Genomic DNA, 26,299 nt, shown 5'->3' on the forward strand with positions numbered 1-26,299 from the left:
TCCGTGGGCCGCGGTGCGTGGCGCCCCTGGGCCGTCCGTGGCAATGCGGCCGCGCCCGTGTGCGGCTGTGGCCCGGCGGCCCCCGGCACGATGAACAATCGCGGTCATCACGACCGAGGGGTACCGCCCATGCAGACAGCAGGACGTCCGGCGCGCAGAGCCCTGCTGGCGGGTGGTCTCGCCGCCGGCGCCGCCGCACTCGCGGGATGCGGGGCGGCGAGCACCCCGAAGGCGACGACCGCCGCCCCGCAGCCGCGGCCGGACACACCCGGGGCCGCGTTCGCACGCCTGATGGAGGGCAACGCGCGCTGGGTGAACGGGGACCTCGAACACCCCGACCGGGATCCCGAGCGCCGCGAGCTCGTCGCCGGGGCGCAGGACCCGTTCGGGGTGGTCCTGGCCTGCATCGACTCCCGGGTGGCACCGGAACTCGTCTTCGACACCGGGCTCGGCGATCTGTACGTGCTGCGCACGGGCGGGCAGGCGATCGGCCCGGTGGTCACCGGATCCGTCGAGTACGGGCCGATGACGGGCGGCACCCCACTGATCGTCGTGCTCGGGCACCAGCGCTGCGGAGCCATCGAGGCCGCCTACAAATCGCTCAAGGACGACGCACCCCTGCCCGGGAACCTCCAGGCGATCGTGAAGGCGGTGGAGCCGGCGTACCGGCTGACCGTCAGGAACCCCGGCGCCGACCCCGTGGACACCATGATCCACAACCAGATCAGGGTCACCGCCGACGATCTGCGCGCCAACGGCGACCTGGCGCCCCTCGTGAAGAAGGGCGCCCTGGCCGTCGTCGGCGCCTACTACTCGCTGGACACCGGCAAGGTGGACGTCCTGACGGGGGCGCCCGCCTGAGCCGTCACTCCGGCTTCTGCGCCCCCGGGATCGCGTCGATCGCGGCGAGCAGCTCGGCGTCGAGCGGGCGGTCGGCGACGGCCGCGTTGGCCCGTACCTGCTCGGCGGAGGTGGCTCCGGCGATGACGGAGGCGCAGCCGGGCTGGGCGGAGAGCCAGCCGATGGCGAGTTCGAGGACGGTCCGGTCGTGCTTCTCGGCGAGCGCGGCCAGCGCTTCGACGACGTCGAGGCGCTCCTCGGTGAGGTACGAGTCGCGGCCTTCGAGGCGGGAGCCGGCCGGTACGGCGGCGCCCCGGCGGATCTTGCCGGTCAGCAGGCCGTTGGCGAGCGGGAAGTACGGGAGCACGCCGACGCCGTAGTGCAGGGCCGCGGGGACCAGGTCGCGCTCGGCCGACCGCTCCAGCAGCGACCACTCGTTCTGCGCCGACACGAAGGGGACCGAACCGGTCTCGCGGGCGACATGGGCGGCCTCGGCGAGCTGCCATCCGGAGAGGTTGGAGTGGCCGATGTAGCGGACCTTGCCCTCGGCTACGAGCTCGGTGAGCGCGGCCAGGGTCTCGGCCACCGGGGTGGCCGGGTCGGGGCTGTGCAGCTGGAAGAGGTCGATGTGGTCGGTGTCGAGGCGGCGCAGGGACTCCTCGACGGCCCGCCGGATGTAGGCACGGCCACCGCGGGATCCGGCGGCGGGACCGTACTTCATGTCGACGCCGTCGTAACCGAACTTGGTGGCGAGGACGACCTGGTCGCGACGGCCCTTGAGGGCCTGCCCGAGGTGGATCTCGGAGCCGCCGGCGCCTCCGTAGATGTCGGCCGTGTCCAGAAGGGTGATGCCCGCGTCCAGGGCGGCGTCGACGACGGCGCGGGTGGCCTGGGCATCCAGTCGGCCGCCGAAGTTGTTGCAGCCGAGGCCGACGGCGGAGACCTGCAGTCCTGAACTGCCCAGGGGGAGATGGCGCATGCGTTTCGTTCCTCCGACTCGACGAGTACATGATCAACCGAATGGTCAGTCTAGGCCGCCCGGTCGGGCGCCGGAACGGAATCCGGACGGGGCGGTGTGAACACCGTGTGTCATGCGCCGGGCGGTGGGCCGGGGGCTCAGTTCGTGGCGTCCCACTCGGCCTCGGTCATCGGCCTGGCGTCCGGGTAGTGCCGTCGGATCTCGCCCAGCACCCAGGCGTCGGCCGTGCGGACGTCCCAGCTGGAACTGTCGAACTCCCGCAGGATCAGTACGAGTTCGTCTCCCGCGTACCCCGCGAAGTCCGCGTCGATCGCCTGCAGGTGGGGCGCGTCCATGGCCAGCAGTTCCAGGGTGGGAATGCCGGGGCCCGCCGAAGCCTCCACCAGCCGGGCGAACGCGGGGTGCGGTGGGTCGTCCACGAGCAGGGCCTTCCAGGTCAGCCCCAGCCCGTAGCTCCCCAGCCGGACGAGCAGCTCGGCCAGGGTGACGTAGTGCGGACCGGCCGGGCGGCCCGCGTGCGCCGGACCGTCCCGCCAGGCCGCGAAGGTGACCATGTGCGGGGTGGGTGGAGTGGGGATGGACGGGTTCGGGGTTCGCGTCATGCGTTCGGCATCCTGGTTCGGGCTAGACAAGGCGGGTCGCGCCGGGGGACGGGGCTGCCGTCGTGATGCGGGGCGGTTCGAAGTCCGCCCGGCGGAAGGCCGCCGTGACCGCCCGCGTCACCGCCTGCTCGGCGTCCGCGTCGATCAGGGCCAGTGCCGAGCCTCCGAAGCCGCCGCCCGTCATCCGGGAGCCGTACGCGCCCGCCGCGTCGGCGGTGGCCACCGCCAGGTCGAGCTCCGGGCAGGACACCTCGTAGTCGTCGCGCAGCGAGACGTGGCCTTCGGTGAGCAGCGGGCCCGTTTCGCGCAGCCGGCCGGCGCGCAGCAGCTCCTCGATCCGCAGGACCCGCGCGTTCTCGGTCACCACGTGCCGGACCCGCTTGCGCCCGACCGGGTCGTCGAGCCGGGCGAGTGCCCGCTCCAGCCCCTGGTACGGGAGGTCGCGCAGGGCGGGCAGGCCGAGGGCCTCTGCCGCCCGGTGGCAGGAGGCCCGGCGCCGGGCGTAGGCCCCGTCGGCCAGTGCGTGCTTGACCCGGGTGTCGATGACGAGGAGGCGCAGGCCGGCCGCCGCGCAGTCGAAGGGGATGTGGCTCTGTTCGAGGCTGCGGGTGTCCAGGTGCAGGGCGTGCCCCTCGGTCGCGCACGCCGAGGCCATCTGGTCCATGACCCCGCAGGGGACGCCGACGTACGCGTTTTCGGCGCGGCGGGCGAGTGCGGCCAGCTCGGGGCGGGCGAGCGGGATCCCGTACAGGTCGGTGAGGGCCAGGGCGGTGGCCACCTCCAGGGCGGCGGAGGAGGACAGGCCGGCGCCGGTCGGTACGTCGGACCGTACGTGCACATCGGCGCCGCCGACCGGAAGCCCGGCGTCCAGCAGCGCCCATACGACCCCGGCCGGGTACGCGGCCCAGGTCTCGGCGCCCTGCGGTGGGCTCGCCGGATCGAGACCGGCGAGGTCGAGGGTGACCGCGCCCGAGGGGGCGGCGGCGGAGTGGACCCGCAGGATCCGGTCGGTGCGCCGGGCGGCGGCCACCTCGGTGCGCTGCGGGAGGGCGAAGGGCAGGGCGAAGCCGTCGTTGTAGTCGGTGTGTTCGCCGATCAGGTTGACCCGGCCGGGGGCCGCCCAGACCCCCTCGGGCGGGTAGCCGTACAGCTCCCGGAAACCGTCCTGCGCCGTCCCGCTCACGGGCTCGCCACCTCCCGCAGCCGCGCGGCCGCGTCCTCGGGCCGGACGTCGTTCATGTAGGCCTCCATGCCGGACTCGGTCCCGGCCAGGTACTTCAGCTTGTCCGCGGTCCGGCGGATCGTGAACAGCTCCAGGTGGAGCGCGAAGTCCGCCCGCCCCTCGCCCGCCGGGGCCTGGTGCCAGGCGGAGATGTACGGGGTCGGCTCGGGCCGGTCGAAGAGCCGGTCGAAGCGGCGCAGCAGCTCCAGGTAGACCCGGGGGAACTCGGCACGGGCCGCGTCGCCGAGGGCGGGCAGGTCGGCGACCCGGTGGCGCGGGTAGAGGTGGACCTCGTACGGCCAGCGCGCCGCGTAGGGCACGAACGCGCTCCAGTGCTCCGTTTCCAGGACGACGCGGGTGCCTTCGGCGCGCTCGGCGGCCAGGACCTCCTCGAAGAGGTTGCCTCCGGTGCGCTCGCGGTGGGCGGCGACGGCGCTGAGCATCCGGGCGGTGCGCGGGGTGACGAAGGGGAAGGCGTAGATCTGCCCGTGCGGATGGCCGAGGGTGACGCCGATCTCGGTGCCCCGGTTCTCGAAGCAGTAGACCTGCCGGATCCCCTCTCGGGCGGAGAGTTCGGCGGTGCGGTCGCTCCATGCGGCGAGGACGAGCGCGGCCCGCTCCTCGTCGAGCTCGGCGAAGGAGGTCCGGTGGTCGGGGGTGAAGCAGATGACCTCGCAGCGGCCGGTGTCGCCGGAGAGGGAGGGGAAGCGGTTCTCGAAGACGGCCACCTCGTAGTGGGGGGCAGGGATCTCGCTCGCACGTCCCTCGGTGGAGGGGCACAGCGGGCAGGCGTCGGCGGGCGGGTGGTAGGTGCGGGCCTGCCGGTGGGAGGCGATGACGACCCGGTCGCCGAGCAGCGGGTCGCGCCGCACCTCGGACCTGCTCGTGGTGGCGGACGCGTCGAGCGGACGCGTGTCGGGGAGGGCGCGGGCAGCGCCGTCGCCGGTGTCGTAGTAGTGGATCTCGCGGCCGTCGGCGAGGTGGGTGCTCGTGCGCTTCACGGAAGGAACTCTCTCATTCCAGGGTGACGACCGTGGTGCGGCCCAGGTCCGGCCGGTCACGCAGGGGCAGTTCGGTGCCGGGGCGCTCCAGTTCGAGAACGATGATCTCGTTCTCGCCGTCCTGCCAGAGGGGCCCGGGGGCGTAGAGCGTGCGCTGCGGGCCGCGGGGTGTGTCGTGGTGTCCGAGGAGGAAGCCGTTCAGCCAGACCAGGCCGGTCCCCCAGCCGGACATGTCGATGAAACCGTCGGCGGGCCCGTGCGTGGGGGTGTGGGTGAAGCGGTGGAAAGCGGGCCGGCCCGGCTCCGCCGGCTGCGGCGCGAAGTCGAGTCCGGTGAGGTCGGTGAGCGGCAGCGGCCTGATCTCCCACTCGAACAGCAGTTGATGGCCGTGGCGGACGCCCCGCCGGATGCCCTTGCGGTCGTCGAGCAGCGGCCCGTAGTTGACCCTCCCCTGCGCCCGGACGAGTACGTCGAGGACCAGCCCCGCCTCGCCGACCGGCAGGTCGAGCCCCTCGTCGGGGGCGTTGCGGTCGAGGACGCCGAGGGGCGCGCCGTCGGCGAAGAGGTACGCGCGGTCGCCCAGCCCGTCGATCCTGACGGGCATGGCGGGCCGCGGGCCGGTGAGGGTGGTGCGGTAGTGGATCAGGCCGTGACTCTGCCCGAGCCGCTCCATGGACTCGGGGGCGGGGCGCAGCACCGGCGGACCGCCGAGCAGGTCGAGGCGGTCGAGGAGCGGCGCGGTGCCGGCCCGGGTGGCGAGGGCGGGGGTGATCCGGGGCGGCGGTTCGGGCAGGGGGGTGTCGGGGAGCGGCAGGTACTTGCCGATGACCTCGCGGAACGCGTGGAACTTGGGGGTGAGTTCGCCGGCCTCGCCGATGGGCGCGTCGTAGTCGTAGCTGGTGACGGTGGGTCGGTAGCCCGGGTCGCCGGGCCGGGATCCGGTGTGGTTGGCTCCGGCCCAGAAGCCGAAGTTGGTGCCGCCGTGGGCCATGTAGAGGTTGACGGAGGCTCCGGTGGCGAGGAGTTCGTCGAGCGAGCGGGCCGCATCCTCGACGGCGCGGACGTGGTGGTCCTCGCCCCAGTGGTCGAACCAGCCGATCCAGAACTCCATGGCGGCGAGCGGGCCGGCCGGCTGGTAGCGGCGGAGCACGTCGAGGCGTTCGGCGGGCCGGGCGCCGAAGGTGGCGGTGGCGAGCCGGCCGGGGACCGTGCCGCCCTGGAGCATGGCGTCCTCGGGGCCGTCGGCGGTGAACAGCAGGCAGTCCACGCCGCGTGCGACGAGGGCCTGTTCCACATGGGCGCGGTAGCGGGTGTCGTTGCCGTACGAGCCGTACTCGTTCTCGATCTGCACGGCGACGACGGGGCCGCCGCGGCTCGCGAGCAACGGCAGCAGTTCGGGGACCACCAGGTCGAACCAGCCGTCGGCCTCGGCCTCGAACCGCGGGTCGGAGCAGCGCAGGTGGAGGCCGTCGACGGCGAGGAGGCGGGCTGGCAGGCCGCCGAAGTCCCATTCGGCGCAGATGTAGGGGCCCGGGCGGACGATGGCGTCGAGCCCGAGGTCCCGGGCGAGTCGCAGGAAGCGGCCGAGGTCGCGCGGGCCCGTGAAGTCGGCCTTCCCGGGGGCGGTTTCGTGGAAGTTCCAGGGAACGTAGGTGTCCACGGTGTTCACTCCGAGGGCGCGCAGGCGCGTCAGCCGGTCCTCCCAGAGGTCCGGATGGACCCGGAAGTAGTGCAGGGCCCCCGAGACGATGCGGTGGGGGCGGCCCGCGCGCCGGAATCCGTCCTGGTCGTACGTGAGCATGCCCTGACTCCCCCGAGAGCGATCGGATCGGTTCCCAATGATGCCGCTGCCGGGACGGAGCCGCACACAGACCGCCGGACCTCAGACCGCACGGGGGGCGACCGTGAGACCGCACGTGAACCAGCGTCAGGCCCGTGTGCTCGAACTGGTCCGGGCGCGCGGCACCGTGCGCATCACGGACCTGGCCCGGGAACTCGGCGTCTCGCCCGTGACCCTGCGGCGGGACATCGAGGCGAAGGCGGCCCGGGGCGAGATCCGGCGGATGCACGGCGGGATCGGCCGGGTGGAGCCGGTGCGGGCCGCGGGAGCTTCGGCCAGTGCGGGGCCGGTGGCGGCACGGGGACCGGCCCCCGGCAGCACGTGGAACTGCTCCCACGCCGGACGGTCCGCTCCTGAGCAGGGCACATGCATGCGAGAGTGTCGCCATGGGAAGCTCATACGCCTATCCGGTGATGCGGACGGCCGACGCCGTGGAGGCGTACCACATGGCCCGGCGTCTCTTCGGGCTCGCCGAGACCCTCCGGTACGCCGAGCCCACCGTGTGGGCGACGCTCAGTACGCGGCAAGAGGTCGAGCGGATCGGGCCCGTGCTTCCGGCCGGGGCCTGGCTCGACTCGGGTGAGGCCCCGGACGCCGTCTCGTTCCGTCCGGGCGAGCTCCCCGCCGACCCCGAGGAGCTTTCCGCCCTGCTGCCCCTGCACCTCTGTCTGGAGGAGGACGTTCCGTTCGGAAGCTTCGAGGCGGACCTCGCTGCGGTGGTCGGCGATGCCCCCGCCGGCGTGCACTGGTACCTGGGATCCTGGCCCGCCGTGCCCGGCCAGGACGGCCCGTCCTACAAGTATTCCGGGGTGCAGCTGGCCTTCAACTGCCGTGAGCTCTGGGGCGACCGGGCCGACGGGCACGTGCTGTCCGTGTGCGTGCGGCAGAACGACGTCCGGCGGGCCGAGTGGCTGGCCGCCCAGGTGGGCCTGCGGGTGCTGGGGCCGCCCGTGCAGTCGCTGTAGCGCAAGGAGCACCGCCGGGGCGGCCCCGGCCGGGCGCGGAGAAGGCGTACTTCGCCGCCGCGGCCCGTTCAGCCCTCGTAGTCGTACTTCATCCCGATGCCCAGCGTGCTCTGTGTCGGGAGGATCCCGGCGCCGACGATGTCGAGGACCGGGGGGAGGAGGAGTTCGGCGAGCCGGTCCGCTTCCTGCGGGCTCAGCGCCTCCCACGGGCCCGAGGCGAGTTCGTCGGTGAGCCGCTCGACGGCGGTGCGCAGCGCCAGTCCGGCTCCGGTGGCCGTGCCGTCCCCGGTCAGCAGGTCCCGGGCGGTGAGCCGCTCGCGGGCGGCGTTCCACTCGTCGGCGGACCACTGGCGGCTCTCGAACCACTGCGCCGGGGCGGCTCCCACACCCGAGTGCAGGACCAGGGACTCGACGGGGTCGAGGTGGTGGGTCTGGAGGGCGGCGAGGTGGCCGTCCCCGCGGTGCTCGCGCAGGATCGTCGCCGCCTGCCAGAGCACGGTGTGCGGTGCCGCGGGCCAGGGCAGGGCGGCGTTGGCTGCGGCCAGCGGTCGTCCGCCGGTGGCGGCCGCCTCGGCGGCGCGCCGGGCGAGCCGCGCGGCCTCGGCCAGGTCCGGGGAGGCGAGGCGCTCGCCGAGCAGGGAGTGGAGGGTGCGCTCGACGGCGCCGGCCCGGGCCTCGAGCACCCGGGCCGGCGGGGCGGTGTGCCAGGACCGGGTGAGGTACTGCTCCACCATGCGCGGGCTGAAGCTGTAGAAGAGGGCGGTCACGAGGTCCGCTCCGGCCGGGCCGAGCGGTGCGGCCCTGTAGGCGAAGTACATCGGCCACCGGTCGTCGGTGGCGTAGCCGAGCGCGCCGGCCTCCTCGTATGCCTCGGGGGCGAAGTAGACGACGGCGTGGACCGGTTCGAGCAGCTGCCACAGCCGGCGGACCGTGCCCTGTGCGTGTGCGGTGCTGTATGTCATCTCACGTTCCCCCGAAGTCGGTTCGTGCCCGGAACAACAGGGAGTCAGCCTAGGGCTCGCGCTGGTCCACGGCTCGGGTTACGAGTGCCTGTCCAGTCCCGGATGCTCCGACCGCACCATCCGCCGACGGCTCAAAGAGTGGGCCGTGCAAGGGATTTCCGAGGCCGTCCACGCGATCGCGCTCGAGGCGTACGACCGCGTGATCGGCCTGGAGCTGTCCGAGACATCCGTCGACGGCTGCACCACCAAGGCCCCGTGCGGCGGCGAGTGCGCAGGCCGGTCCCCGGTCGACCGCGGGAAGCAGGGCCTGAAGCGCTCGCTCGCCTCCGACGCGCGCGGCGTCCCGCCCGGCCCGGTCGCCGCAGGGGCCGACCGCCACCACTCGCCTCTCTCGGCCCGACGCCTCAAGTGATCCATCTGCCGGTCGGTCTTAATCGAGTGCGAGAGTCCCGGTCCGGGTGATAGAAGGTCCGCGTGACTGATCATCTCTCCTTCCCCACCCTGCTGCGGATGATTGACGAGCGTTCCGCCGCGTTCCGCTCCGCCGTCGCCGCGGCCCCCAGCCTCGACGCCGACGTCCCGTCCTGCCCGGGCTGGACGCTGTACGACCTGGCGAACCACCTCAGTGAGGGGGACCGCTTCTGGGCCTACATCGTGCTGAACACCGCGCCGGGCGACGAACGGCCGAGCAAGGACGGGCTGGCGGCGCCCAGGGAGCGCGAGGAGCTCATAACCTGGCTGGCCGACTCGACGGAGCAGCTGCTCACTGCTCTGCGCGGGGCCGGCCCGGACCGGGGCTGTTGGGCCTGGTGGGAGCCGCTGGCCTCGCCGCACACGGTTGCCGCCGTGGCCCGCCGCCGCGTCCCGGAATCGCTGATCCACACCTACGACGCCCAGCTGGCCTCCGGTACCCCGCAGGAGCTGCCGACGACCGAGGCGGCCGACGCCATCGAGGAGTTCCTCGCCACCGTCTGCACCGGCACGGTCCCGTGGCCGGGCGAGCCCGCCACCATGGACTACCACGCAGCCGAGGCCGGCTCCTGGCGCCAGACGGTGGACGCCGCCGGTTCCCGCTTCACCCGCCTCACCGCGGCGGAGGCCGCCGAGAGCAAGCCCACCGCCGCCATCCACGGCACGGCGAGCGAGATGGCCCTGCTCATGTACATGCGCATCCCGGCCGGCTCGCTGCGGATCGAGGGCGACGCCGACCTGCTCCAGCAGCTGCAGGACTGGGGCTGAGGCCGACCGGCAGATGGATCACTTGAGGCGTCGGGTGGTGGGGCGGCCGTCCCAGCGGTAGCGGCAGCAGAGCGGCGAAGTGGTCCCACAGGGGTTCCGAAAGGCATGCCGGGACCGCAGGCACAAGCCCTCCGGGTGATCACAGAGCGTCAAGAACTCCATGATCCCTCAGGCTCGTGCCTGCCTTGCGTTCGGGCCCGCCCGGGCTGCCCCACCCACCATTTGCCGGTCGGTCCAAGGCGGTGTCGTGTGCTTCGGATCGGGCAGGCCGGTGGAAGCGTGGGCCTGAGCGTCACATAACGTGCCCTCCATGCATCAGATGTACTCGGCCGGGCCCGCCGCGGACGGCGAAGGCGCAGGCAGGCGGCGGTTCCTCGCGATCGCGACGGGGGCGGCCACGGCTGCGGGGCTCGGGGCGGTGTCCGGCTGCGGGGGCGGCGACGGCAGCAACGGCGGCGGCCGCGCGAGCGCCGTCGACGCGAACGGGCGTGCCGACGAGCAGGGCGGGAAGCCGCCGGTGGCGGGATCGCCCGGCTTCGACGTCAAGGCCGAGAACGCCCGCCCGGGGAATGCCGACTGGCCGGTCACCAAGGCCGGTCCGGCGCGGGCGATCGAGGGGTTCGCGGACAGGGTCGGCGTCCTGCCCGGCGAGTCCTTCGGGCTGCACGTGTCGACGACCGCACCCCGGTTCACCGTCTCCGCCTACCGGATGGGCTGGTACGGCGGCGCCCGCGCACGGCTGGTGTGGCGCTCCGAGGCCCTGCCCGGGGCCCGGCAGCCGGAGCACACGGTGGACGCCGGGACCCGGATGGTCCGCACGCGGTGGGCCCGTACCACCACGGTGGAGACGAAGGACTGGCCGGAGGGCTGCTATCTGCTGCGGCTGGACGCACAGGGCGGCGAGGGCCAACGCTTCGTACCGCTCACGGTCCGGTCGGCGACGACGGCCGGGCGCACGGTGGTGGTCAACGCGGTGGCCACCTGGCAGGCGTACAACCGCTGGGGCGGCTACGGCAGCTACGACGGCCCGGGCGGCGGCTTCGCCTCCCGCTCCCTCGCCGTGAGCTTCGACCGGCCGTACGAGTACGACGACGGCGCGGGCCTGTTCCTGGTGTACGAGGCTCCGCTGATCGCGCTGGCCGAGCGGCTGGGCATACCCCTCGCGTACACGACCACCACCGACGTGGCGCGGGAGAAGCGGCTCCTGGAGGGAGCCGCGGCGGTCCTCTCGCTCGGGCACGACGAGTACTGGTCGCCGGAGCAGCGGGCCCATTTCACGGCTGCCCGCGACGCCGGTACCAACATCGCGATCCTGGGCGCGAACTGCTGCTTCCGCCGGATCCGGCTGGAGGCCTCCGACCTGGGGCCGGACCGCACCCTGATCTGCTACAAGTCCTCCTACGCACAGGACCCGGGATTCAAGCGGGGCCATCCGGCGACGGTGGACTTCCGCTCGGCGCCCGGCGCGGACCCGGAGAGCTCCCTGCTCGGCGTGATCTACGACGGCTACCCGGTGGACGCCCCGTACGTGGTGACCAACCCCGGGCACTGGCTCTTCGAGGGCACCGGCGCGCGGGCGGGCGACCGCTTCGAGCACCTGGTCGGCGTCGAGTACGACAAGGTCAACACCGGTTTCCCGACGCCCCGGCCGATCGAGATCCTGGCCCACTCCCCCGTGGTGTGCGAGGGCCGTCCCAGCCACCAGGACACGGCCTACTACACGGTGCCGAGCGGGGCGGGGGTGTTCGCGACCGGCACCATGCGGTGGGTGGAGGCCCTGGACGCGACGGGCGACGGCCGGAACGGGAAGAACCACGGTCTGGACGCACGGTCGGGCGCGCTGACCACGCGGGTGACCGAGAACCTGCTGCGGGTCTTCGCTGCGGGCCCGGCCGGCCGCACACACCCGGCTCAGGACAACGTCAAGGCGGTGTACGGGAGTTCGTGAGGCACGGGCGGGGTGGACTTCGGCCGGACGGGATGCCTAGGATTGTGATCACGGCATCGCGTGTCGGTCACCGGTCGGGTGAGGCATGGAGGCGCCGTGACGTGCCTTTCGGAGGCATTCACTCATGTCCGTTCATCTGAACCACACGATCATCCACTCCCGTGACAACCGGGAGTCCGCCACCTTCCTGGCAGACATCCTCGGCCTCGAGGTCGGAACCGAGTGGGGACCCTTCATCCCCGTCGACACCGCGAACGGGGTCACCCTGGACTTCGCGACCGTTCCGGCCGGGTCCATCACCGTCCAGCACTACGCGTTCCTCCTCTCCGAGGAGGAGTTCGACGTGGCCTTCGAGAAGATCAGGTCGGGGAAGGTCCCGTACTTCGCCGATCCGCACGGTCGGCACCCGGGCGAGATCAACCACAACGACGGGGGCCGCGGGGTGTACTTCACGGACCCCAGCGGGCACGGGATGGAGATCATCACCCGCCCGTACGGCTACCAGGAGCCCGACGCCGAGTAGGAGCGGGCGCCGGCCGCGCGTCGGCCGGATGACGGCCGTCGGCCATCGGGCCGTCGGCCATCGGGCCGCCGTCATCCGGCCGCCGTCATCCGCTCCATGACGGCCACCGGCAGCGCCGGGTTGCGGGCCGCGGCCTCCGCCGTCGCCCCGTCCTCCAGCAGCCCGATGAGGACGGGTACGGGCACCCGTGGATGCCGGGCGGCCACCGCGCGCACGCCGCCGTCCGGGTCGTCGAGCATCCGCACCACGGAGTCCGGCGACAGCCTTGGGTCGGTGGCGGCGCGCAGCCGGACCTCCGCGTCCCCGTCCCTGCTGAACCGTTCCACCAGCGCGGGCGTCGAGTCCGGGTCGTCCAGCGCCAGCTGCCGCAGGCGTGGGTGCGGGTCGTCCGCGTGGCGGAGCAGGTCGCGCCGTGGGAAGTTCGGGTGCCCGTAGGGCCGGTCGGGGGTGGAGAGGCTCCCGTTCCACCACTGCCACACCTCCAGCAGCATGTCCGCCGGGGCATCGTCGCAGTGCTCGGCGAGGAAGAGCCGGACGACCCGGTCCTCGTCCCGGGCCAGCCGTTCCACCACGTCCGGCGGCAGCCGCGGGGCCATCGCGACCGTGCTGCGCAGCAGCAGGTGCGGGGACACCGCGAGGCGGCGCATCGCCTCCGCGTCCCCGTGCAGCGCCACCACCCATGGGATCGGCCGCCGGATGAGCCGTGGGTCGATGTCGACCCGCACGGCCGACCGCTGCTCCTCCGTCAGCTCGGGCCGCGTGGACACGGCGAGGCGTACGTCGTCGTCCGGGTCGGCGGCGAGTACCTCGACCAGGTCGGGGTCCAGGTAGGGGTTCCGGGCCAGGCCCAGGCGCCACTGGGGGTCCTGGTCGGCGCAGAGCCGCGTGGCGAGGTCCCGGTCCAGCCGGTAGCCCTCGACGAGGCGGCCGGCCCCGTGCGCGGAGTCCACGTACTGCGCCGTGAGCGGTGCCTCCTCGTGCCGGGCGAGCGTGACCGCGGCCCGGACGGCGGGGGCTGGATCGGCCGCGAGCCGGGCCCGGGTCTCCTCGTCGAGGACGGGCCAGGCGGTCTCGCACGCGGCGGCCCGTACCCGTGGCAGTGGGTCCGCCAGCAGGACGAGGGACAGTGGGAGGGGCAGGGCGGGCATGAGGGCCAGCTCCTCCCGGACCGCGCCGGAGGGGTCCTCGGCGAGCGTCGCGTACGCCGTGGCCGTCAGCTCCCGCCCGGTGGCGGCCGCGGCCTGGAGCATCAGTTGGCGCCGGGCGCCGCCCTGTTCACCGAGCACGAGCCGCGACCACTGTTCCGGCGACAGCGCGAGGCAGGCGGGCCATTCGGCGAGGCGGCCGCGTACCTGCCGGTCCGGGTGGTCGACGGCGGCGTCGACGAGGGCGGCGGGCAGGTCGCGGCGTGCCAGGAGGTACAGGTCCAGCTGCCGGTCCACGTCCAGCATCCGGATCCGGATGTCGTCCGGTGTGGCCGCGTTGAAGCTCAGCCCCCGGAGCCGGGCCCGCCGCAGGCCCGGCTCCGCGTGCGGCCCCCAGTCCCGCGCCCGCCACCGGTCGTCATCGGGCCGTCGTACGTCTGTCCCCATCCAAGGGAAGGTAGACGATGTTCGGCGTGCCCGTGTCCGGGTGGACCCGGACTCGGGTCCGTACCCCGTACACCTCGGCCAGCAGTTCCTCGGTGAGCACCTCCTGCGGCGGGCCCGAGGCGGCGACCCGGCCGCCCGACAGGACGTACAGGCGGTCGCAGTAGGCGGCGGCGAGGTTGAGGTCGTGCAGGACGAGCAGGCCGGTGGCGGGCAGCCCGCGGACCAGGGCCAGGATCTCCAGCTGGTAGCGGATGTCCAGGTGGTTGGTCGGCTCGTCCAGGGCGAGCAGGCCGGGTTCCTGGACGAGGGCTCGGGCCACCAGGGCGCGTTGCCGTTCGCCGCCGGAGAGCTCGTCGAAGCGGCGGCCGGCGAAGGGGCCGGCGCCCACGGTCTCCAGGGCTTCGGCGACGCGCCGCGCGTCGTGCGGACCGTCCTGTTCCCAGAACCGTTTGTGCGGGCTGCGTCCCATGGCGACGACCTCGCGGACGCTCAGCCCGAGGGTGCCGCTCGCGTCCTGCGGTACGACCGCCACGCGGCGCGCCCGGTCCTTGACGGTGAGCGTGCTCGCGTCCGCGCCGTCCAGCAGGACCCGGCCGGCGGTGGGGCGCAGGGCGCCGTAGACGCAGCGCAGCAGTGTGGTCTTGCCGCTGCCGTTGGGACCGACCACGCCCACCGTCTCGCCGGGGCGGGCGGCGAGGTCGATTCCGTGCAGCAGTGTGTGCCCGTCGGTCTCGTAACGGACGCCCTGGACGGTGAGTTCCACGGGCGGCCGCGCCGGGTTCCCGGTCATCCGGTGACCCCTTCGGTCCGGGTGGAGCGGCGCAGCATCCACAGGAAGAACGGTCCGCCGACCAGCGCCGTGACCACGCCCACCGGTATCTCCGCGGGTGCGGCGGCGGTGCGGGCGACCAGGTCGGCCAGGATCAGGAACACCGCGCCGCCCAGAGCGGCCACGGGGAGCAGCGCCCGGTGTCCGGCGCCGACGACCATCCGGGCGGCGTGCGGGACCATCAGGCCGACGAAGCCGATCGCCCCGCTGTAGGCGACGAGCACGCCGATGACGAGCGAGGTGAGGACGAAGGCGGCGGCCCGGAAGCGCCCGGTGTCCAGTCCGAGGGTGCGCGCGCCCTCCTCCCCGGCGAGGAGCAGGTCGAGCGGCCGGGCGAGGGCGATGAGCAGGCCGGTGCCGATCACCAGCGCGAGGGAGGGCAGGACCAGTTCGTCCCAGCGGGCCCCGCCGAGGCCGCCGAGGGTCCAGAAGAGGACCGAGCGGATCTGGTCCGGGTGCGCGGAGAGCACGAGGACGAGACTGGTGAGGGCGGACAGGATGTACTGGACGGCGACGCCGGCGAGGGTGAGCCGGCCGGTGGTCATCGTTCCGCCGCGCCGGGCCATCGCGTAGACGGCGACGAGGGCGGCCATGGAACCGGCGAAGGCGGCCAGCGGCAGGCCCATGCCGAACGCGAAGGCTCCCGTACCGAAGACGATCACGAGGACGGCTCCGGCGGAGGCCCCGGAGGAGGCGCCGAGCAGGAAGGGGTCCGCGAGCTCGTTGCGTACGAGGGCCTGCAGCACGGTGCCCGCGACCGCGAGCCCGGCGCCGACGACGGCCCCGAGGAGGACGCGCGGGAGCCGGACGTCCCAGACGATGGAAGCGAAGGCTCCGGTGCGCCGCTCCCCGGACAGGCCGCTGACGACTATGTCGAGTACGCGCTCGGGGGCGATCCGTACGGCCCCCAGTGCCAGCCCCGCGACCGCCGCGGCGGCGAGCGCGGCGACCAGCGCGAGGAGGACGGTGGCGGTGCGCAGCCTCACGGGGCGGCGGGGTGGAGCTGACCGCTCAGGGACTCGACGGCGTCGGCGACGCGCACGCCGAGGACGGCCGAGGAGAGCGGCAGCACGACGAAGCGCCGGTTCTTGACGGCGGGTACCTCGGCGAGGGCCGGGTCGTTCAGCAGGCGCTGCTTCTTGGCCTCGACGGGGGTGCCGCCGTAGTCGTAGATGAGGACGACATCGGGCCGGCGCTCGATGACCTGCTCCCACGACACGTCGCCGAAGGAGTCCTTGAGGTCGGCGAAGACGTTCGTGCCGCCTGCGAGCGAGATGATCTCGTTGCCGATGCCGTTGCCCCCGGAAGTGGAGGCGGAGGCGTCGCCGGAGTCGTAGACGAAGACGGACGGGCGGGGCCCGTCCTTGACGCGGGCGGTCACGGCGTCGATGCGGCGCTGCTCGTCCTCGATGAGCCGGGTGCCGCGCTCCGGTACGCCGAAGGTCCGTGCGACCTCGGTGATCTCGGTCTTGAGCTGGTCGAGGCCGACCTTGCCCTCGGTGCAGTACTCCACGTTGAGCCGGGAGTCGATACCGGACTTGGCGAGTCCCTCGCGGTCGCGCCCCTGCGCCTTGTCGAAGGCGCTGGCGTACCCGCCGTACACGAAGTCGGGGTCGGCGCCGAGCAGGACCTCCTTGGAGGGGTACTCCTCGGCCAGCACCTTGATCTTGTCGTAGCCGGGCCGGTACGCGGGCAGCACGGCGTCGTCGAGGTACGCGGACCCGGCGATCCGGTCGCCCAGCCCGAGGGCGAGGAGCAGCTCGGTGGCGTGCTGGTTCATGGTGACCGCGCGCCGGGGCGGGGACTGGTAGGTGCTGCTCACACCGCAGTTGGTGAGGGTGTACGGAAACCCGGGCGCCGCGGGCTCCTCCGCGGCCTTGTCCTCGCCCGCCCCGGGAGAACCGGCGCAGGCAGTCAGGGGTATCAGGAGGGCGAAGGGGACGAGTGCGCGCAGAACTGCGCGGGAACGCGACGGCATGACGAGGCCTCTCCGGGGGATCCGCGTCCCCTGGTCGACGTGAACTGTGAGAGAGGCGGCGCGTCAGTGTCTGACTCCCGGTCTCCCGCGCGGGGACGACCGGTCACAGTGGCGGGACCGCACCGGAATCACACCGGTTTCCTGTCCTGCACCGCCTGGGGCAACACGGACAGTCTGCCAGAAAGCACCAGCCAACCGACCCTGCGGGGTCACGCGGGGCGGCCACCCCGGCGGCGGCAACGCCGACACCGGCTCCTTGCGCAGCATCCACCGCGGGGTGGTCGGTTGGTGGGCTTCTCAGGTCCGGGGGACGAACCGGGCGTCCTGTCGGCACGCACTCCGTGCGTTGTCGGTGATGCTCCGCAGTGGCGACAGCGCGTACCTGGCCATCACGTACCCTGCGGCGATCGACAGGGCGGCGAGGGCGACCAGGGCGAGCAGTGTGAACAACAGCGGAGATTCCCAGGCCTGTTGTCCCTGGCCGGCCGCACAGGGGTGCGGCCCGCTGTCCGTCGGTCCCGACCCGACGGCGGGCGTTGGCGCCGCACAGTCGCCGGTCATCAGTACGACCGACGTTTCGGATCCCAGCTCAAGGACCGGCGCGCTGCCCCTGCTCACGGCTTGCATCGCGAGCAGGGAGAGAACGGCGAGCAGCACCGCCCCGGCCACCATGAACACCCCGCCGTAGAGGCAGGTGAGACGTAAGAGGGTCACGGAACGGCGCTGTGGCGAAGGCTGCTCGTGGAGGCGCAGCCCGTCTGCCGTCCCTGCGCCACGGCCGGCGTGCACGGCGGTCGAAGTGACGCTGTTCGCGCCGCCGTTGACGTCGCCACCTCGGACTCGGATCGACATCGGCGCTTCCCCCTCAAGACGTGACAGCCCCCACTCTCTCCTGATGACCCTTAAGCGGCGCGTCAGTACGGGTACGGCCCGGGAGCGGGCCGGCCGGCGGTCTTGAACACGGCGGAGCCCCGCCGAATCATCGACGGGGCTCATTCCTTCCCGGCACGGGACCGTATGGCAGGGGCGGCAGGATTCGAACCTGCGACCATCGGTTTTGGAGACCGGTGCTCTGGCCGGCTGAGCTACGCCCCTTCGGTGGGACCAACGATGGCACGGCCGGACCCGGAGATCCATTTGTTTTGGGGCGCATCCGGCCGTTCCCGCATGATGGTGGTGATCGGAGCGGCCTTCGGGGGGCATGGTGGAGGACGCCGGGGTGGACCTGATCCGGCTGGTCGCCGAGGACAGCAGTGTCCGGTTGCCGGTGCTCGGCCGTCATCGGCCCGGGGCGACCCCGTACAACGACCATCTCGACGCCGAGATCGTCGTCACCAGCGGCTTCGCCAACGGACGCCTCAAGCTGCGCCTTTCGCCCGAGGACCTGGACGACTGGGCCGCAGGTCTCGATGAACCGGCCGCCGACAGAGGCATCCGCCGGCTGCGCGGCAACGGGATCCGCATCGAGGTCGACCGCCGGTTCTCGGTTCCCGTTCCGGTTGTCACCGTGGCGGACGAGGACGCCTCCGCCTCCTCGGTCCGCGTCCGGCTGGACGTGGGCCACGGCTGGGTCGACGACCTGCGCCGGCAGTACCGCCGGGTCCGGGATGCCTGACCCAACGAGGTGGTGACCGCTCCGCGCTCCAGGAGCCACTGGCAGTGAAGGGTGGCGGGGCCCGGGGATGCGGAGGATCGTGAGGAAGGGGAGCCGTGGAACGGGAGGTTCCGTCATGGCCCGAAGCCGACGACCCGGCCGCACGGGACTCCGGGCCGTTCTCGTGGCGCTCGCACTCCTCGCTCCCGCCCTGTCGGGAGCGTCCCCGGGCGGCTCGGGCGAGACGATCTCCCTTGCCGGGAGCCTGCCCGGTGAGCGGCTCGACGTCACGTTGACGCAGGTGGTGGACCCCGCGACCCCCGCGGCCCCTGCGACCCCCGCCGCACCCGTTGGCTCCACCGGCCCCGACCGGCTCGTCGCGACGCGCTTCCGCCTGGAGAACACCGGGACGGCCGTCTACCAGGACTCCCCCGCGCCGGCCGCGCACCTGCTGGACACCACCGGGCGCCGGTTCACCGGGCTCGGCGTCCCCACCACTGCCGGACCGGCCTTCCCGGACACCGTCACGCTCGACCCAGGAGACACGGCGGAGGGTCTCATCACCTTCCGGCTCCCGCAGGACGCCGACCCGGCCGCGGTCCAGTTCGCCCTCGACGGCGGACTGGCCGACGACGTCGGCCAGTGGAGCCTGCAGCCCCAGTAGCGGGCGGCGAGTTTCGGCCACCCCCTTGACCGCTCTGGTCCAGACCAATAGTTTCCGGCATGCACAGCGCACGCGCACACGCCCCGCTCCCCGCATCCGCAAAGGAAGCCCATGCGCCGCAGCATGCTCGGCAGGATGGCCGTCGCCGCCTGCTCCCTCTCCCTGCTGACCGCCTTCGCGCCCGCCGCCGCCGCGCAGGCCGACGGCGGCCACGACCGCCCGTACAAGAAGGTCGGCTACTTCACCCAATGGGGTGTCTACGGACGGGACTTCCAGGTCCAGGACCTGGAGGCGAACGGCTCCGCCGGAAAGCTCACCCACATCAACTACGCCTTCGGCAACGTCAGTCCGCAGGGCAAGTGCTTCACCGGGAACATGCCGGGTGAGGCCGACGCCTGGGCCGACTACGTGCGCCCGCTCGACGCCGCGAACTCCGTCGACGGGGTGGCCGACACCGGTGAACAGCCGCTCGCCGGCAACTTCAACCAGCTGCGCGAGCTCAAGGCCAGGCACCCCGGGCTGAAGGTGCTGATCTCGCTCGGCGGCTGGAGCTGGTCCACCCACTTCTCTGACGCCGCGCTCACGCCGGCCTCCCGCAAGGCCTTCGTCGAGTCCTGCATCGACCTCTACATCAAGGGCAACCTCCCGCAGGACGGCGCCCGCGGCGGAGCCGGAGCGGCCGCCGGCGTCTTCGACGGGATCGACCTCGACTGGGAGTGGCCCGGTTCCGCGGGCGACACCGACACGAAGTACCGGCCCGAGGACAAGCAGAACTTCACGGCGCTCGTCCGGGAGTTCCGCACGCAGCTCGACGCGTACGCGCGGAGCCAGAAGAGGAAGACCAAGTACGAGCTGACGGCCTTCGTCCCGACCGCCCCCGCCAAGATCGACGCGGGGTTCGACGTCCGCCGGATCATGCGCGACCTCGACTTCGTCACCCTCCAGGGCTACGACTTCCACGTCTCCGGCGAACCGAGGACCGCCCAGCAGTCCGCCCTCCGCGCCCGCGGCGACTTCAGTGTCGACGGCACGGTGGACGCCTGGCGCCGGCGCGGCGCGCCCGTGAACAAGCTGGTGATGGGCATGCCGTTCTACGGGCAGGGCTGGACCGGCGTCAGCGGTGGCGGGGACGGCATGGGCCAGCCCGCCACGGGCCCGGCACCGGCCACCTGGTCCGCCGGGTACGAGGACTACAAGGCGCTGAAGAAGCTCGCCGACTCCGGTGCCTACACGATCCACCGGGACCGGCGCGGCGGTCACGCCTGGCTGTTCGACGGCACCACCCTGTGGACGTACGACGACCCCCAGGTCCTGCGTGCCAAGACCGGGTACATCCGCGAACACGGCCTCGGCGGAGCGATGTTCTGGTCGCTCGACGCGGACACCGCCGACGGCGAGCTGATGACGGCCGTCGACCGGGGCCTGCGCGGCCGCTGACCCGGGCCGCCCCTGACCGGCGCCGCCGGGCCGCGGAAAACCATCCGGCCCGGCGGCGTCCCTCCACCTACGCTCCCCCGCATGAGGAACTCGACGGTACGGGCGGTCAATCTGCTGACGACGCGCTGGGCCGCGGCCGCGCAGGCCCCGGCCGGGAGCCCGGGCACTGTGTTCACCGCGGCCGGGCTCTGGCCGCTGCTCGCCCTGCTCGCGGACGGCTCGGCCGGCTCGGCCCGCGCCGAGCTGGAGGAGGCCCTGGGCATACCCGCCGAGGCCGCGGGGGAGGCTGCCCGGGAGCTGCTGGCCGCTTTGGGCGGCGTACAGGGCCTTCGGACGGCGACCGGGCTGTGGACCGATGCCGGGCTCCCCCTGGAGGAAGACTGGTCGGTGAAGCTCCCGGACGGCGCCCGGGGGACGCTGACCGGGGACCGGGACGCCGATGCCAAGGCGCTCGACGCGTGGGCTTCGGACCGGACGGACGGGCTGATCGAGCGCATGCCGGTGGTCCTGGACGAGAGCACCCTGATGGTCCTCGCCTCCGCGCTCGCGCTGCGGCTGCGGTGGATCCAGCCGTTCGGCGAGTGGGAAGGGGAGGCGCACACCGGCGCGTGGGCCGGGCGCCGCGTGCGCACGCTGCACCGCAACACCTCGCTGCTCGACCGGGTCCGGGTGGCGCACGGCCCCTCGGGGACGGTCACCCTGCTGGAGGTCGTCGGGGCGGCGGGCGTGGACGTCCACCTCGTGCTGGGCGAGCCCGAAGCGCCGGCCGGCGGCACGCTCACCACCGGGATCGCCGCCGTCACCAGGGCCCTGCCCGCCACGGGAGCGAGCCTGCTCCCCGACGGGCGACCCGGTCCGGGGCTGGCGGTCCGCACGGTGGCCGCCTTCTCCCCCGAACCCCGGCTGGACATCGAGACGGTGGCCTTCGAAGTGCGGTCGGAACACGACCTCCTGGACCACGCCCGGCTGTTCGGGCTGGAGACCGCCACCGACACGGATCGAGGTCACTTCCCCGGCGTCAGCTCCCAGCCGCTGGCCGTCGCTTCGGCACGGCAGTCCGCACTGGCCCGGTTCGACGCCGCGGGCTTCGAGGCCGCCGCCGTCACCGCCTTCGGCATGCCGGTCGGCTGCTCGGCGTGGGCGCGGCCCAGGTACAGGGCCCGCAGGGCCGAGGTGTGCTTCGACAGGCCGTTCGGGTTCCTGGCCGTCCACCGGACCTCGCGGCTGGTACTGACGGCCGGCTGGGTCGCCGAGCCCGACACCCCCTAGAGGGCGTCCCGGCCGGATCGGCGGTGGGCGGCGGCCAGTGCCAGCGTCTCGGTGAAGGCGGGGACGCGTCCGGTGCCGCCGTGGCCGGAGACCGAGAGGGAGGCCGCGGCCATTCCGTACGCCACCGCGTCCGCGAGGGTGTCGCCGAGGGCGAGCCGGGCGGTGGTGGTGCCGGTGAAGCAGTCGCCCGCGCCGGTCGCGTCCACCGGCTCGGGGTTGACGGGCACGGGGTGGTGCACCGCCCGCGTACCGTCGTCCAGCAGCAGCCGGTCGGCGCCCGCGGTGACCGCGACCGCACGGGCTCCCAGCGCGCGGCAGCGGGCGGCGGCCGTGCGCGGGTCGGCGGTGTCGACGAGGGCCCGCGCGTCGGCCGGGCAGGAGGTCTTGAGCAGCCCGGTCAGCGGCGCGATCCGGGCCAGCAGTTCGCGGGCCTCGGCCCGGCCGGTCAGCCGGGACCGGAAGTTGGCGTCGTACGTCAGATGGCGGCCCGCCCCGTGCACGAGGCGGGCCGCGGCCAGCACGGCGTCGCGGCTGCTGGGTGACAGGGCCCCGGTGATGCCGCTGGTGACGAGCGCGCCGCAGCGGGTCAGCAGCTCGCGCCAGGACGCGATGTGCCGGGGCGCGAGGGTGGAACCGGCGCTGTGGGTGCGCCAGTAGACGAACGCGCGGTCGCCGTCGGTGTCGGCGCCGAGCAGGTAGGCGCCGTTGGGCTGCGGGGCGCGGCGGACGTGGGAGACGTCCACCCCGAGCTCGGCGGCCCGGCGCAGCAGAGGGGCGCCGAGCTCGTCGTCGCCGACCACGGCGAGCAAGGCGGTCCGGGCGCCGGCCGCGGCTGCGGCGGCCGCCGCGTTGAGGGCGTCCCCCGAGTAGGAGAGTCGGGCCGGGGTGCCGTCGGCGGCCTCGCCCAGGGCGGTCCCCGCGTGGATCTCGACCAGGACCTCGCCGAGTACGAGGACGTCGTAGTGCGGGTCGGCTCGTCCGGCCACGGTCACTGCCCCGCGGCAGCGTCGCGAGGACCGCAGCACGATGTGGCCGTCCCGGCGAACACGGCGGCCAGCTCGGCCGGGTCGCAGGGCAGCCCGTCCCCGATGCCGACGGCCGTTGCACCCGCGGCGAGCCATGCGGGGACCTCGGCGGGCCGGATGCCGCCGGTCGGGACGAGCACCGCCGCGGGCAGGACGGCCCTGAGGGAGCGGAGGAACGTGGGGCCGCCGACGTGCGCCGGGAAGACCTTGGCGGCTCCGGCGACCCGGACGGCTGCGGCGATCTCGCCGGGGGTGAACCCGCCCTCGATGAAGACGGCTTCGCGGCGTGCGGCCACCGCGCGGACCTCGGGGGCCGGGTAGGGGGAGACCAGGAAGGCGGCGCCGGCGTCCAGGGCGGTCTCGGCCTGCGCGGTGGTGGTGACCGTGCCGACGCCGATCAGCGCCGGGCGGCCGTGGACCTCCCTCAGCGGGGCGGTGCGGGTCACGGCGGCCGACCAGCCGGGGGTGGATGTCGTGAGCTCGACCGCTCGGCAACCGGCGGCCAGCAGGGCGGTGGTGCGGCGGACGGCCTCGTCGGCATCGGCGTTGCGCAGCACCGGCAGCACACGCTGGGCGGCCAGCACCGCGTACAGGTGGTCAGGCATCGAACCCTCCCCAGTTGTTCCACGTAGTGGAACGGCGTACCGTATGACGGAACCACGTGGTCTAGACCTTACACACGCCAGGAGTCCCCGTGTCAAGGGACGAAGCGTCAAGGGACGAAGCGGCGGAGGACCGGGCGGCGGGGGACGGGCCCGCGGGCCGGAGCTCCACGGGCGGCCGGAGCTCCGCGGCCGGTTCCGCCCTGGAGAAGTCCCTGCGCGTCCTGGAGGCGGTGGCCGCGCCGGGCGGACCGCACCGGCTGGCCGATCTGACGGCCGCGGCCGCCGTGCCCAAGTCGAGCACCTTCCGCATCCTGTCCTCACTGGTCGACCAGGGCTTCGTACGCCAGGAGGCCGACAGCCGGTACGCGGTGGGGCCGCGGCTGCGCGGGCTGTCCGCCCTGGTCGGCGCCGGGGAACCGGCCAGCATCGGGCGCATCCTCGGCGACCTGCAGCGGGCCACCGGCCAGACGGTCCATCTGGCCCTGCACAGCGGGCGGACCGTCACCTGCATCCGCAAGCTGGAGAGCGGCGACCAGCCCTTCCGCACGGCGTCCCGTGTCGGCATGCGGATGCCGCTGCACACGACCGCGATCGGCAAGAGCGTCCTGGCCAACCTGCCCGCCGAGGAGGTGCGGGAGCTGATCGGCGCCACCGGGCTGCCGCGCCGGACCCCTCGCACGCTCACCACCGCGCGGGCCCTTGACGCCCAACTGGCGGCGGTCCGCGCCCGGGGCTTCGCGGTCGACGACGAGGAGAACGAGCCCACCATCCGCTGCATCGGCGCCGCGATCCTCGGTCCGACGGGCCGGCCGATCGGAGGGGTCAGCGTCACCACCGTCACCTTCCTGGTCTCCCGCGAGGAGATCGAGGCGTACGCGCCGGCCCTGCGCGCGGCCGTGGAGGCCCTGGCTCCACTGCTCTGACCCCCGGCGGGAGGTCCGGAAAACTTCTTCGGGAAAATTCTTCCGGATAACTGTTATCGACGCCCCGGTCGACGGTCTCCCATGTATCGGGCATCATCGACCGCCGGTACGGACAGGGAACATCACATGACTACTCAGCACACCGCAGCACTCGTGGCAGCGGCCCGCGCGGGCGACCCGCGTGCGCAGGACGAGCTCGTCAGCACCCATCTCCCGCTCGTCTACAACATCGTCGGGCGGGCCCTCAACGGGTCCTGCGACGTGGACGACGTGGTGCAGGACACGATGCTGCGGGCGCTCGACGGGCTGGGCGGCCTGCGGGTGGACGAGAGCTTCCGGTCCTGGCTGGTGGCGATAGCGATGAACCGGGTGCGGGCGCACTGGCAGGCCCGGCAGAGCGGTTTCGGTGAGAGCACGCTGGAGGCGGCGAGCGATGTCGCCGACCCGGGTGCCGACTTCGTCGACCTGACCGTCACCCGCCTCCAGCTCGCCGGACAGCGGCGCGAGACGGCCCGGGCCACCCGCTGGCTGGAGCCCGAGGACCGGGCGCTGCTGTCCCTGTGGTGGCTGGAGTGCGCCGGGGAGCTGACCCGGGCGGAGGTGGCCACTGCGCTGGAACTGTCCCCGCAGCACACGGCCGTCCGGGTGCAGCGGATGAAGGCGCAGCTGGAGTCGGCCCGTGTGGTGGAGCGCGCGCTGGACACCCACCCGGCGTGCGAGGAGCTGCGGACCGTGATGGCGGGCTGGGACGGGCAGCCCTCGGCGCTGTGGCGCAAGCGAATAGCCCGGCACGCCCGTGAATGCGTACGTTGCTCCGGTCTGTGGAGCGGACTGGTTCCGGCGGAGGGACTGCTGGCCGGCCTGGCGCTGGTACCGGTCTCTGCGGCCCTGCTGGCAGGCATGAGGACGGCCGGGACGGCCGGCTTCGCCCCCGAGAGCGTTGCCTTCGCCGACGGCCTCGACCCGAGCTTCGCCGACGCGGCGACCCAGCTCACTCCGGTCACGGGCCCGGGCGGCGGTGGCCGCGGCGTGCTGCGCAAGCGCCGGCAGAGCCGGCGCCGGGTGGTCGGCGGCGCGGTGCTCGCCGCCTGTGTCGCTGGCGGCGGGCTCGTGTACCTCGGGGGGCTGCCCGGTTCGGGTGACACGAAGGAGGGGGCCGCCGCGCCCGCCAGCCCGCTGGCCGCGCTCTCGGCGACGGAATCCGCCGCGCCGCCCTCGGAGTCGGCCTCGCCCTCCGCGTCCGCTTCGCCCTCCCCGTCGGCCTCCGCCTCGCCCAGCGCTTCGGCGAGCCCGAGCCCGACGCAGTCCAAGAGCAAGTCCCCGAGCCCGAAGGCCTCGGCGGTCAAGCCGGCGCCCGCCCCGCCGTCGGGCGTGGCCGGCCAGGTCGTGGCACTGGTCAACAGCGAGCGGGCGGCGGCCGGCTGCGGCCCCCTCAAGGAGGACGGGCAGCTGCGCGCGGCCGCGCAGGGGCACTCCGACGACATGGCGGCCCGGAACTTCTTCGATCACACCAGCCCCGACGGCAAGGACCCGGGCGACCGCACCACCGCGTCGGGGTACCGCTGGTCGACGTACGGGGAGAACATCGCGCGGGGCCAGCAGACGGCCCAGTCGGTGATGGACTCCTGGATGAAGAGCCCGGGCCACCGCGCGAACATCCTCAACTGCTCCTTCAAGGACATCGGCGTGGGCATCCACCAGGGCTCGGGCGGCCCCTGGTGGACCCAGAACTTCGGCGCCCGCTAGAAGGCGGGGGCGGGGGCCTTCGTACCCGTCCGGGGGCCTTCGTATCAGGGCCGGGGGCCTTCGCGAGCTCGGCCGCCTCGGCGGTGAAGCGGGGCCGCCGCGCCCGGACGTGTTCGCGGGCCCGGTGCCCTGACTGGCGCACGCTCGCCTCGGACTTCCCGATTTCGGCGTAGGAGTACCCGAACACCTCACGGAGCATGAAGACCGCGCGCTCGGTCGGGGTGAGGGTCTCCAGGACGACCAGGATCGCCATGGAGACGGTGTCGGCCAGTTCGGCCTCTTCGGCGATGTCGGGTGAGGTGAGGAGGGGTTCGGGGAGCCAGGGCCCGACGTACGCCTCGCGGACCGCCTGGGCCGACGTGAGCCGGCCCAGGCTCAAGTTGGTGACGGTACGCACCAGGTAGGCCCTGGGGTGCTCGACGGTCGCCCGGTCGGTGCGGTGCCGGGCGAGCCAGGCATCCTGCGTTCATGCCCATGGGACAAGGCCTCCTCGGCGGTTGTGACACCCCCTGAGTA

24 protein-coding genes, 1 tRNA gene, 4 pseudogenes and 1 riboswitch are annotated in these 26,299 nt (G+C 73.5%); of the genes and pseudogenes, 13 read left to right on the top strand and 16 right to left on the bottom strand.

What is annotated here, in order from left to right; genetic code table 11:
- The first annotated feature begins 129 nt into the window (after positions 1-129).
- Positions 130-861, top strand: coding sequence for a carbonic anhydrase (locus ACWGE1_RS17865; protein ID WP_453421441.1), 732 nt, complete (start codon positions 130-132; stop codon positions 859-861).
- 4 nt (positions 862-865) lie between these two features.
- On the opposite strand, the gene ACWGE1_RS17870 is transcribed toward ACWGE1_RS17865, so the two are convergent.
- From ACWGE1_RS17870 to ACWGE1_RS17890, 5 genes are all read right to left on the bottom strand, one after another.
- Positions 866-1,819 carry an aldo/keto reductase gene (locus ACWGE1_RS17870; protein ID WP_453421442.1) on the bottom strand — a complete coding sequence of 318 codons (954 nt, stop codon included), beginning with the start codon at positions 1,817-1,819 and terminating at the stop codon, positions 866-868.
- 137 nt (positions 1,820-1,956) lie between these two features.
- Entirely contained in the window at positions 1,957-2,421 is a 465-nt protein-coding gene (locus ACWGE1_RS17875) for a hypothetical protein (RefSeq protein WP_453421443.1), read from the bottom strand.
- A gap of 22 nt (positions 2,422-2,443) precedes the next feature.
- Entirely contained in the window at positions 2,444-3,604 is a 1,161-nt protein-coding gene (gene galK, locus ACWGE1_RS17880; RefSeq protein ID WP_453421444.1) for a galactokinase, read from the bottom strand.
- The gene (galT, locus tag ACWGE1_RS17885; protein ID WP_453421445.1) at positions 3,601-4,644 is read right to left on the bottom strand and encodes a galactose-1-phosphate uridylyltransferase; all 1,044 of its coding nucleotides are present in this window, start codon (positions 4,642-4,644) and stop codon (positions 3,601-3,603) included. The genes galK and galT overlap by 4 nt, the downstream gene beginning before the upstream one ends.
- A 13-nt stretch (positions 4,645-4,657) precedes the next feature.
- Positions 4,658-6,445 carry a glycoside hydrolase family 35 protein gene (locus ACWGE1_RS17890; protein WP_453421446.1) on the bottom strand — a complete coding sequence of 596 codons (1,788 nt, stop codon included), beginning with the start codon at positions 6,443-6,445 and terminating at the stop codon, positions 4,658-4,660.
- Between the two features lie 40 nt (positions 6,446-6,485).
- On the opposite strand from ACWGE1_RS17890, the pseudogene ACWGE1_RS17895 reads away from it, so the two are divergent.
- Both ACWGE1_RS17895 and ACWGE1_RS17900 read left to right on the top strand, forming a co-directional pair.
- Positions 6,486-6,722 (top strand): annotated as a pseudogene (locus tag ACWGE1_RS17895) (DeoR family transcriptional regulator); the annotation flags it as partial.
- A gap of 148 nt (positions 6,723-6,870) precedes the next feature.
- On the top strand, positions 6,871-7,449 hold the full coding sequence (locus ACWGE1_RS17900) for a hypothetical protein (protein WP_453421478.1): 579 nt from the start codon (positions 6,871-6,873) through the stop codon (positions 7,447-7,449).
- Positions 7,450-7,517: 68 nt separating this feature from the next.
- Here ACWGE1_RS17900 and ACWGE1_RS17905 read toward each other — a convergent pair whose 3' ends face one another.
- Positions 7,518-8,411: an SCO6745 family protein gene (locus ACWGE1_RS17905; RefSeq protein ID WP_453421447.1), complete on the bottom strand. Its 894-nt coding sequence runs from the start codon at positions 8,409-8,411 to the stop codon at positions 7,518-7,520.
- A gap of 58 nt (positions 8,412-8,469) precedes the next feature.
- On the opposite strand from ACWGE1_RS17905, the pseudogene ACWGE1_RS17910 reads away from it, so the two are divergent.
- Positions 8,470-8,802 (top strand): annotated as a pseudogene (locus ACWGE1_RS17910) (IS5/IS1182 family transposase); the annotation flags it as partial.
- Positions 8,803-8,885: 83 nt separating this feature from the next.
- Positions 8,886-9,650: a maleylpyruvate isomerase family mycothiol-dependent enzyme gene (locus ACWGE1_RS17915; protein ID WP_453421448.1), complete on the top strand. Its 765-nt coding sequence runs from the start codon at positions 8,886-8,888 to the stop codon at positions 9,648-9,650.
- A 31-nt stretch (positions 9,651-9,681) separates the two neighbouring features.
- Here the strand turns inward: ACWGE1_RS17915 and ACWGE1_RS17920 are convergent.
- Positions 9,682-9,774: pseudogene (locus tag ACWGE1_RS17920) on the bottom strand (IS5/IS1182 family transposase); the annotation flags it as partial.
- A 186-nt stretch (positions 9,775-9,960) separates the two neighbouring features.
- Here ACWGE1_RS17920 and ACWGE1_RS17925 point away from each other — a divergent pair.
- Positions 9,961-11,598: a N,N-dimethylformamidase beta subunit family domain-containing protein gene (locus tag ACWGE1_RS17925; protein WP_453421449.1), complete on the top strand. Its 1,638-nt coding sequence runs from the start codon at positions 9,961-9,963 to the stop codon at positions 11,596-11,598.
- 124 nt (positions 11,599-11,722) lie between these two features.
- Positions 11,723-12,121 (top strand): VOC family protein, encoded by a 399-nt coding sequence (locus tag ACWGE1_RS17930; RefSeq protein WP_453421450.1) that lies wholly within the window; start codon positions 11,723-11,725, stop codon positions 12,119-12,121.
- Positions 12,122-12,192: 71 nt separating this feature from the next.
- On the opposite strand, the gene ACWGE1_RS17935 is transcribed toward ACWGE1_RS17930, so the two are convergent.
- The 6 genes from ACWGE1_RS17935 to ACWGE1_RS17960 form a co-directional block, all read right to left on the bottom strand.
- Entirely contained in the window at positions 12,193-13,713 is a 1,521-nt protein-coding gene (locus tag ACWGE1_RS17935) for a PE-PGRS family protein (RefSeq protein ID WP_453421451.1), read from the bottom strand.
- Entirely contained in the window at positions 13,685-14,503 is an 819-nt protein-coding gene (locus ACWGE1_RS17940; RefSeq protein WP_453421452.1) for an ABC transporter ATP-binding protein, read from the bottom strand. The genes ACWGE1_RS17935 and ACWGE1_RS17940 overlap by 29 nt, the downstream gene beginning before the upstream one ends.
- Positions 14,500-15,528 carry a FecCD family ABC transporter permease gene (locus ACWGE1_RS17945; protein WP_453421453.1) on the bottom strand — a complete coding sequence of 343 codons (1,029 nt, stop codon included), beginning with the start codon at positions 15,526-15,528 and terminating at the stop codon, positions 14,500-14,502. The genes ACWGE1_RS17940 and ACWGE1_RS17945 overlap by 4 nt, the downstream gene beginning before the upstream one ends.
- Positions 15,525-16,520, bottom strand: a complete 996-nt coding sequence (locus ACWGE1_RS17950) for an ABC transporter substrate-binding protein (protein WP_453421454.1) — start codon at positions 16,518-16,520, stop codon at positions 15,525-15,527. Before ACWGE1_RS17950 ends, ACWGE1_RS17945 begins: the two co-directional genes overlap by 4 nt.
- A 44-nt stretch (positions 16,521-16,564) precedes the next feature.
- Positions 16,565-16,706: riboswitch (cobalamin riboswitch) on the bottom strand.
- A 111-nt stretch (positions 16,707-16,817) separates the two neighbouring features.
- The gene (locus ACWGE1_RS17955) at positions 16,818-17,234 is read right to left on the bottom strand and encodes a hypothetical protein (protein WP_453421455.1); all 417 of its coding nucleotides are present in this window, start codon (positions 17,232-17,234) and stop codon (positions 16,818-16,820) included.
- Positions 17,235-17,538: 304 nt separating this feature from the next.
- Positions 17,539-17,615, bottom strand: a tRNA-Trp gene (locus ACWGE1_RS17960).
- 106 nt (positions 17,616-17,721) lie between these two features.
- On the opposite strand from ACWGE1_RS17960, the gene ACWGE1_RS17965 reads away from it, so the two are divergent.
- From ACWGE1_RS17965 to ACWGE1_RS17980, 4 genes are all read left to right on the top strand, one after another.
- On the top strand, positions 17,722-18,135 hold the full coding sequence (locus ACWGE1_RS17965; protein ID WP_453421456.1) for a DUF5959 family protein: 414 nt from the start codon (positions 17,722-17,724) through the stop codon (positions 18,133-18,135).
- A gap of 115 nt (positions 18,136-18,250) precedes the next feature.
- Positions 18,251-18,778 (top strand): DUF4352 domain-containing protein, encoded by a 528-nt coding sequence (locus ACWGE1_RS17970; RefSeq protein ID WP_453421457.1) that lies wholly within the window; start codon positions 18,251-18,253, stop codon positions 18,776-18,778.
- Positions 18,779-18,889: 111 nt separating this feature from the next.
- Positions 18,890-20,215, top strand: coding sequence for a glycoside hydrolase family 18 protein (locus tag ACWGE1_RS17975; protein ID WP_453421458.1), 1,326 nt, complete (start codon positions 18,890-18,892; stop codon positions 20,213-20,215).
- Positions 20,216-20,296: 81 nt separating this feature from the next.
- Positions 20,297-21,484 carry a serpin family protein gene (locus ACWGE1_RS17980; RefSeq protein WP_453421459.1) on the top strand — a complete coding sequence of 396 codons (1,188 nt, stop codon included), beginning with the start codon at positions 20,297-20,299 and terminating at the stop codon, positions 21,482-21,484.
- Here ACWGE1_RS17980 and ACWGE1_RS17985 read toward each other — a convergent pair.
- Both ACWGE1_RS17985 and ACWGE1_RS17990 read right to left on the bottom strand, forming a co-directional pair.
- Entirely contained in the window at positions 21,481-22,470 is a 990-nt protein-coding gene (locus ACWGE1_RS17985; protein WP_453421460.1) for a PfkB family carbohydrate kinase, read from the bottom strand. The genes ACWGE1_RS17980 and ACWGE1_RS17985 overlap by 4 nt on opposite strands.
- Before the next feature lie 2 nt (positions 22,471-22,472).
- Positions 22,473-23,114, bottom strand: a complete 642-nt coding sequence (locus ACWGE1_RS17990; RefSeq protein WP_453421461.1) for a bifunctional 4-hydroxy-2-oxoglutarate aldolase/2-dehydro-3-deoxy-phosphogluconate aldolase — start codon at positions 23,112-23,114, stop codon at positions 22,473-22,475.
- Positions 23,115-23,203: 89 nt separating this feature from the next.
- On the opposite strand from ACWGE1_RS17990, the gene ACWGE1_RS17995 reads away from it, so the two are divergent.
- A complete protein-coding gene (locus tag ACWGE1_RS17995) occupies positions 23,204-24,037 on the top strand; it encodes an IclR family transcriptional regulator (protein WP_453421462.1) in 834 nt (277 codons plus the stop codon).
- A 126-nt stretch (positions 24,038-24,163) separates the two neighbouring features.
- Entirely contained in the window at positions 24,164-25,783 is a 1,620-nt protein-coding gene (locus ACWGE1_RS18000) for a sigma-70 family RNA polymerase sigma factor (RefSeq protein ID WP_453421463.1), read from the top strand.
- 67 nt (positions 25,784-25,850) lie between these two features.
- Here ACWGE1_RS18000 and ACWGE1_RS18005 read toward each other — a convergent pair.
- Positions 25,851-26,246 (bottom strand): annotated as a pseudogene (locus ACWGE1_RS18005) (sigma factor-like helix-turn-helix DNA-binding protein); the annotation flags it as partial.
- Between the last annotated feature and the right edge of the window lie 53 nt (positions 26,247-26,299).

This window comes from Streptomyces sp. NPDC054932 (assembly GCF_053610205.1).

Coding starts and splice junctions, on each gene's coding strand:
- ACWGE1_RS17890 (WP_453421446.1), bottom strand. CDS start 6,445: ATGCTCACGTACGACCAGGACGGATTCCGGCGCGCGGGCCGCCCCCAC.
- ACWGE1_RS17870 (WP_453421442.1), bottom strand. CDS start 1,819: ATGCGCCATCTCCCCCTGGGCAGTTCAGGACTGCAGGTCTCCGCCGTC.
- ACWGE1_RS17980 (WP_453421459.1), top strand. CDS start 20,297: ATGAGGAACTCGACGGTACGGGCGGTCAATCTGCTGACGACGCGCTGG.
- ACWGE1_RS17925 (WP_453421449.1), top strand. CDS start 9,961: ATGCATCAGATGTACTCGGCCGGGCCCGCCGCGGACGGCGAAGGCGCA.
- ACWGE1_RS17950 (WP_453421454.1), bottom strand. CDS start 16,520: ATGCCGTCGCGTTCCCGCGCAGTTCTGCGCGCACTCGTCCCCTTCGCC.
- ACWGE1_RS17970 (WP_453421457.1), top strand. CDS start 18,251: ATGGCCCGAAGCCGACGACCCGGCCGCACGGGACTCCGGGCCGTTCTC.
- ACWGE1_RS17975 (WP_453421458.1), top strand. CDS start 18,890: ATGCGCCGCAGCATGCTCGGCAGGATGGCCGTCGCCGCCTGCTCCCTC.
- ACWGE1_RS17905 (WP_453421447.1), bottom strand. CDS start 8,411: ATGACATACAGCACCGCACACGCACAGGGCACGGTCCGCCGGCTGTGG.
- ACWGE1_RS17875 (WP_453421443.1), bottom strand. CDS start 2,421: ATGACGCGAACCCCGAACCCGTCCATCCCCACTCCACCCACCCCGCAC.
- ACWGE1_RS18000 (WP_453421463.1), top strand. CDS start 24,164: ATGACTACTCAGCACACCGCAGCACTCGTGGCAGCGGCCCGCGCGGGC.
- ACWGE1_RS17990 (WP_453421461.1), bottom strand. CDS start 23,114: ATGCCTGACCACCTGTACGCGGTGCTGGCCGCCCAGCGTGTGCTGCCG.
- ACWGE1_RS17940 (WP_453421452.1), bottom strand. CDS start 14,503: ATGACCGGGAACCCGGCGCGGCCGCCCGTGGAACTCACCGTCCAGGGC.
- ACWGE1_RS17935 (WP_453421451.1), bottom strand. CDS start 13,713: ATGGGGACAGACGTACGACGGCCCGATGACGACCGGTGGCGGGCGCGG.
- ACWGE1_RS17900 (WP_453421478.1), top strand. CDS start 6,871: ATGGGAAGCTCATACGCCTATCCGGTGATGCGGACGGCCGACGCCGTG.
- ACWGE1_RS17965 (WP_453421456.1), top strand. CDS start 17,722: ATGGTGGAGGACGCCGGGGTGGACCTGATCCGGCTGGTCGCCGAGGAC.
- ACWGE1_RS17865 (WP_453421441.1), top strand. CDS start 130: ATGCAGACAGCAGGACGTCCGGCGCGCAGAGCCCTGCTGGCGGGTGGT.
- ACWGE1_RS17930 (WP_453421450.1), top strand. CDS start 11,723: ATGTCCGTTCATCTGAACCACACGATCATCCACTCCCGTGACAACCGG.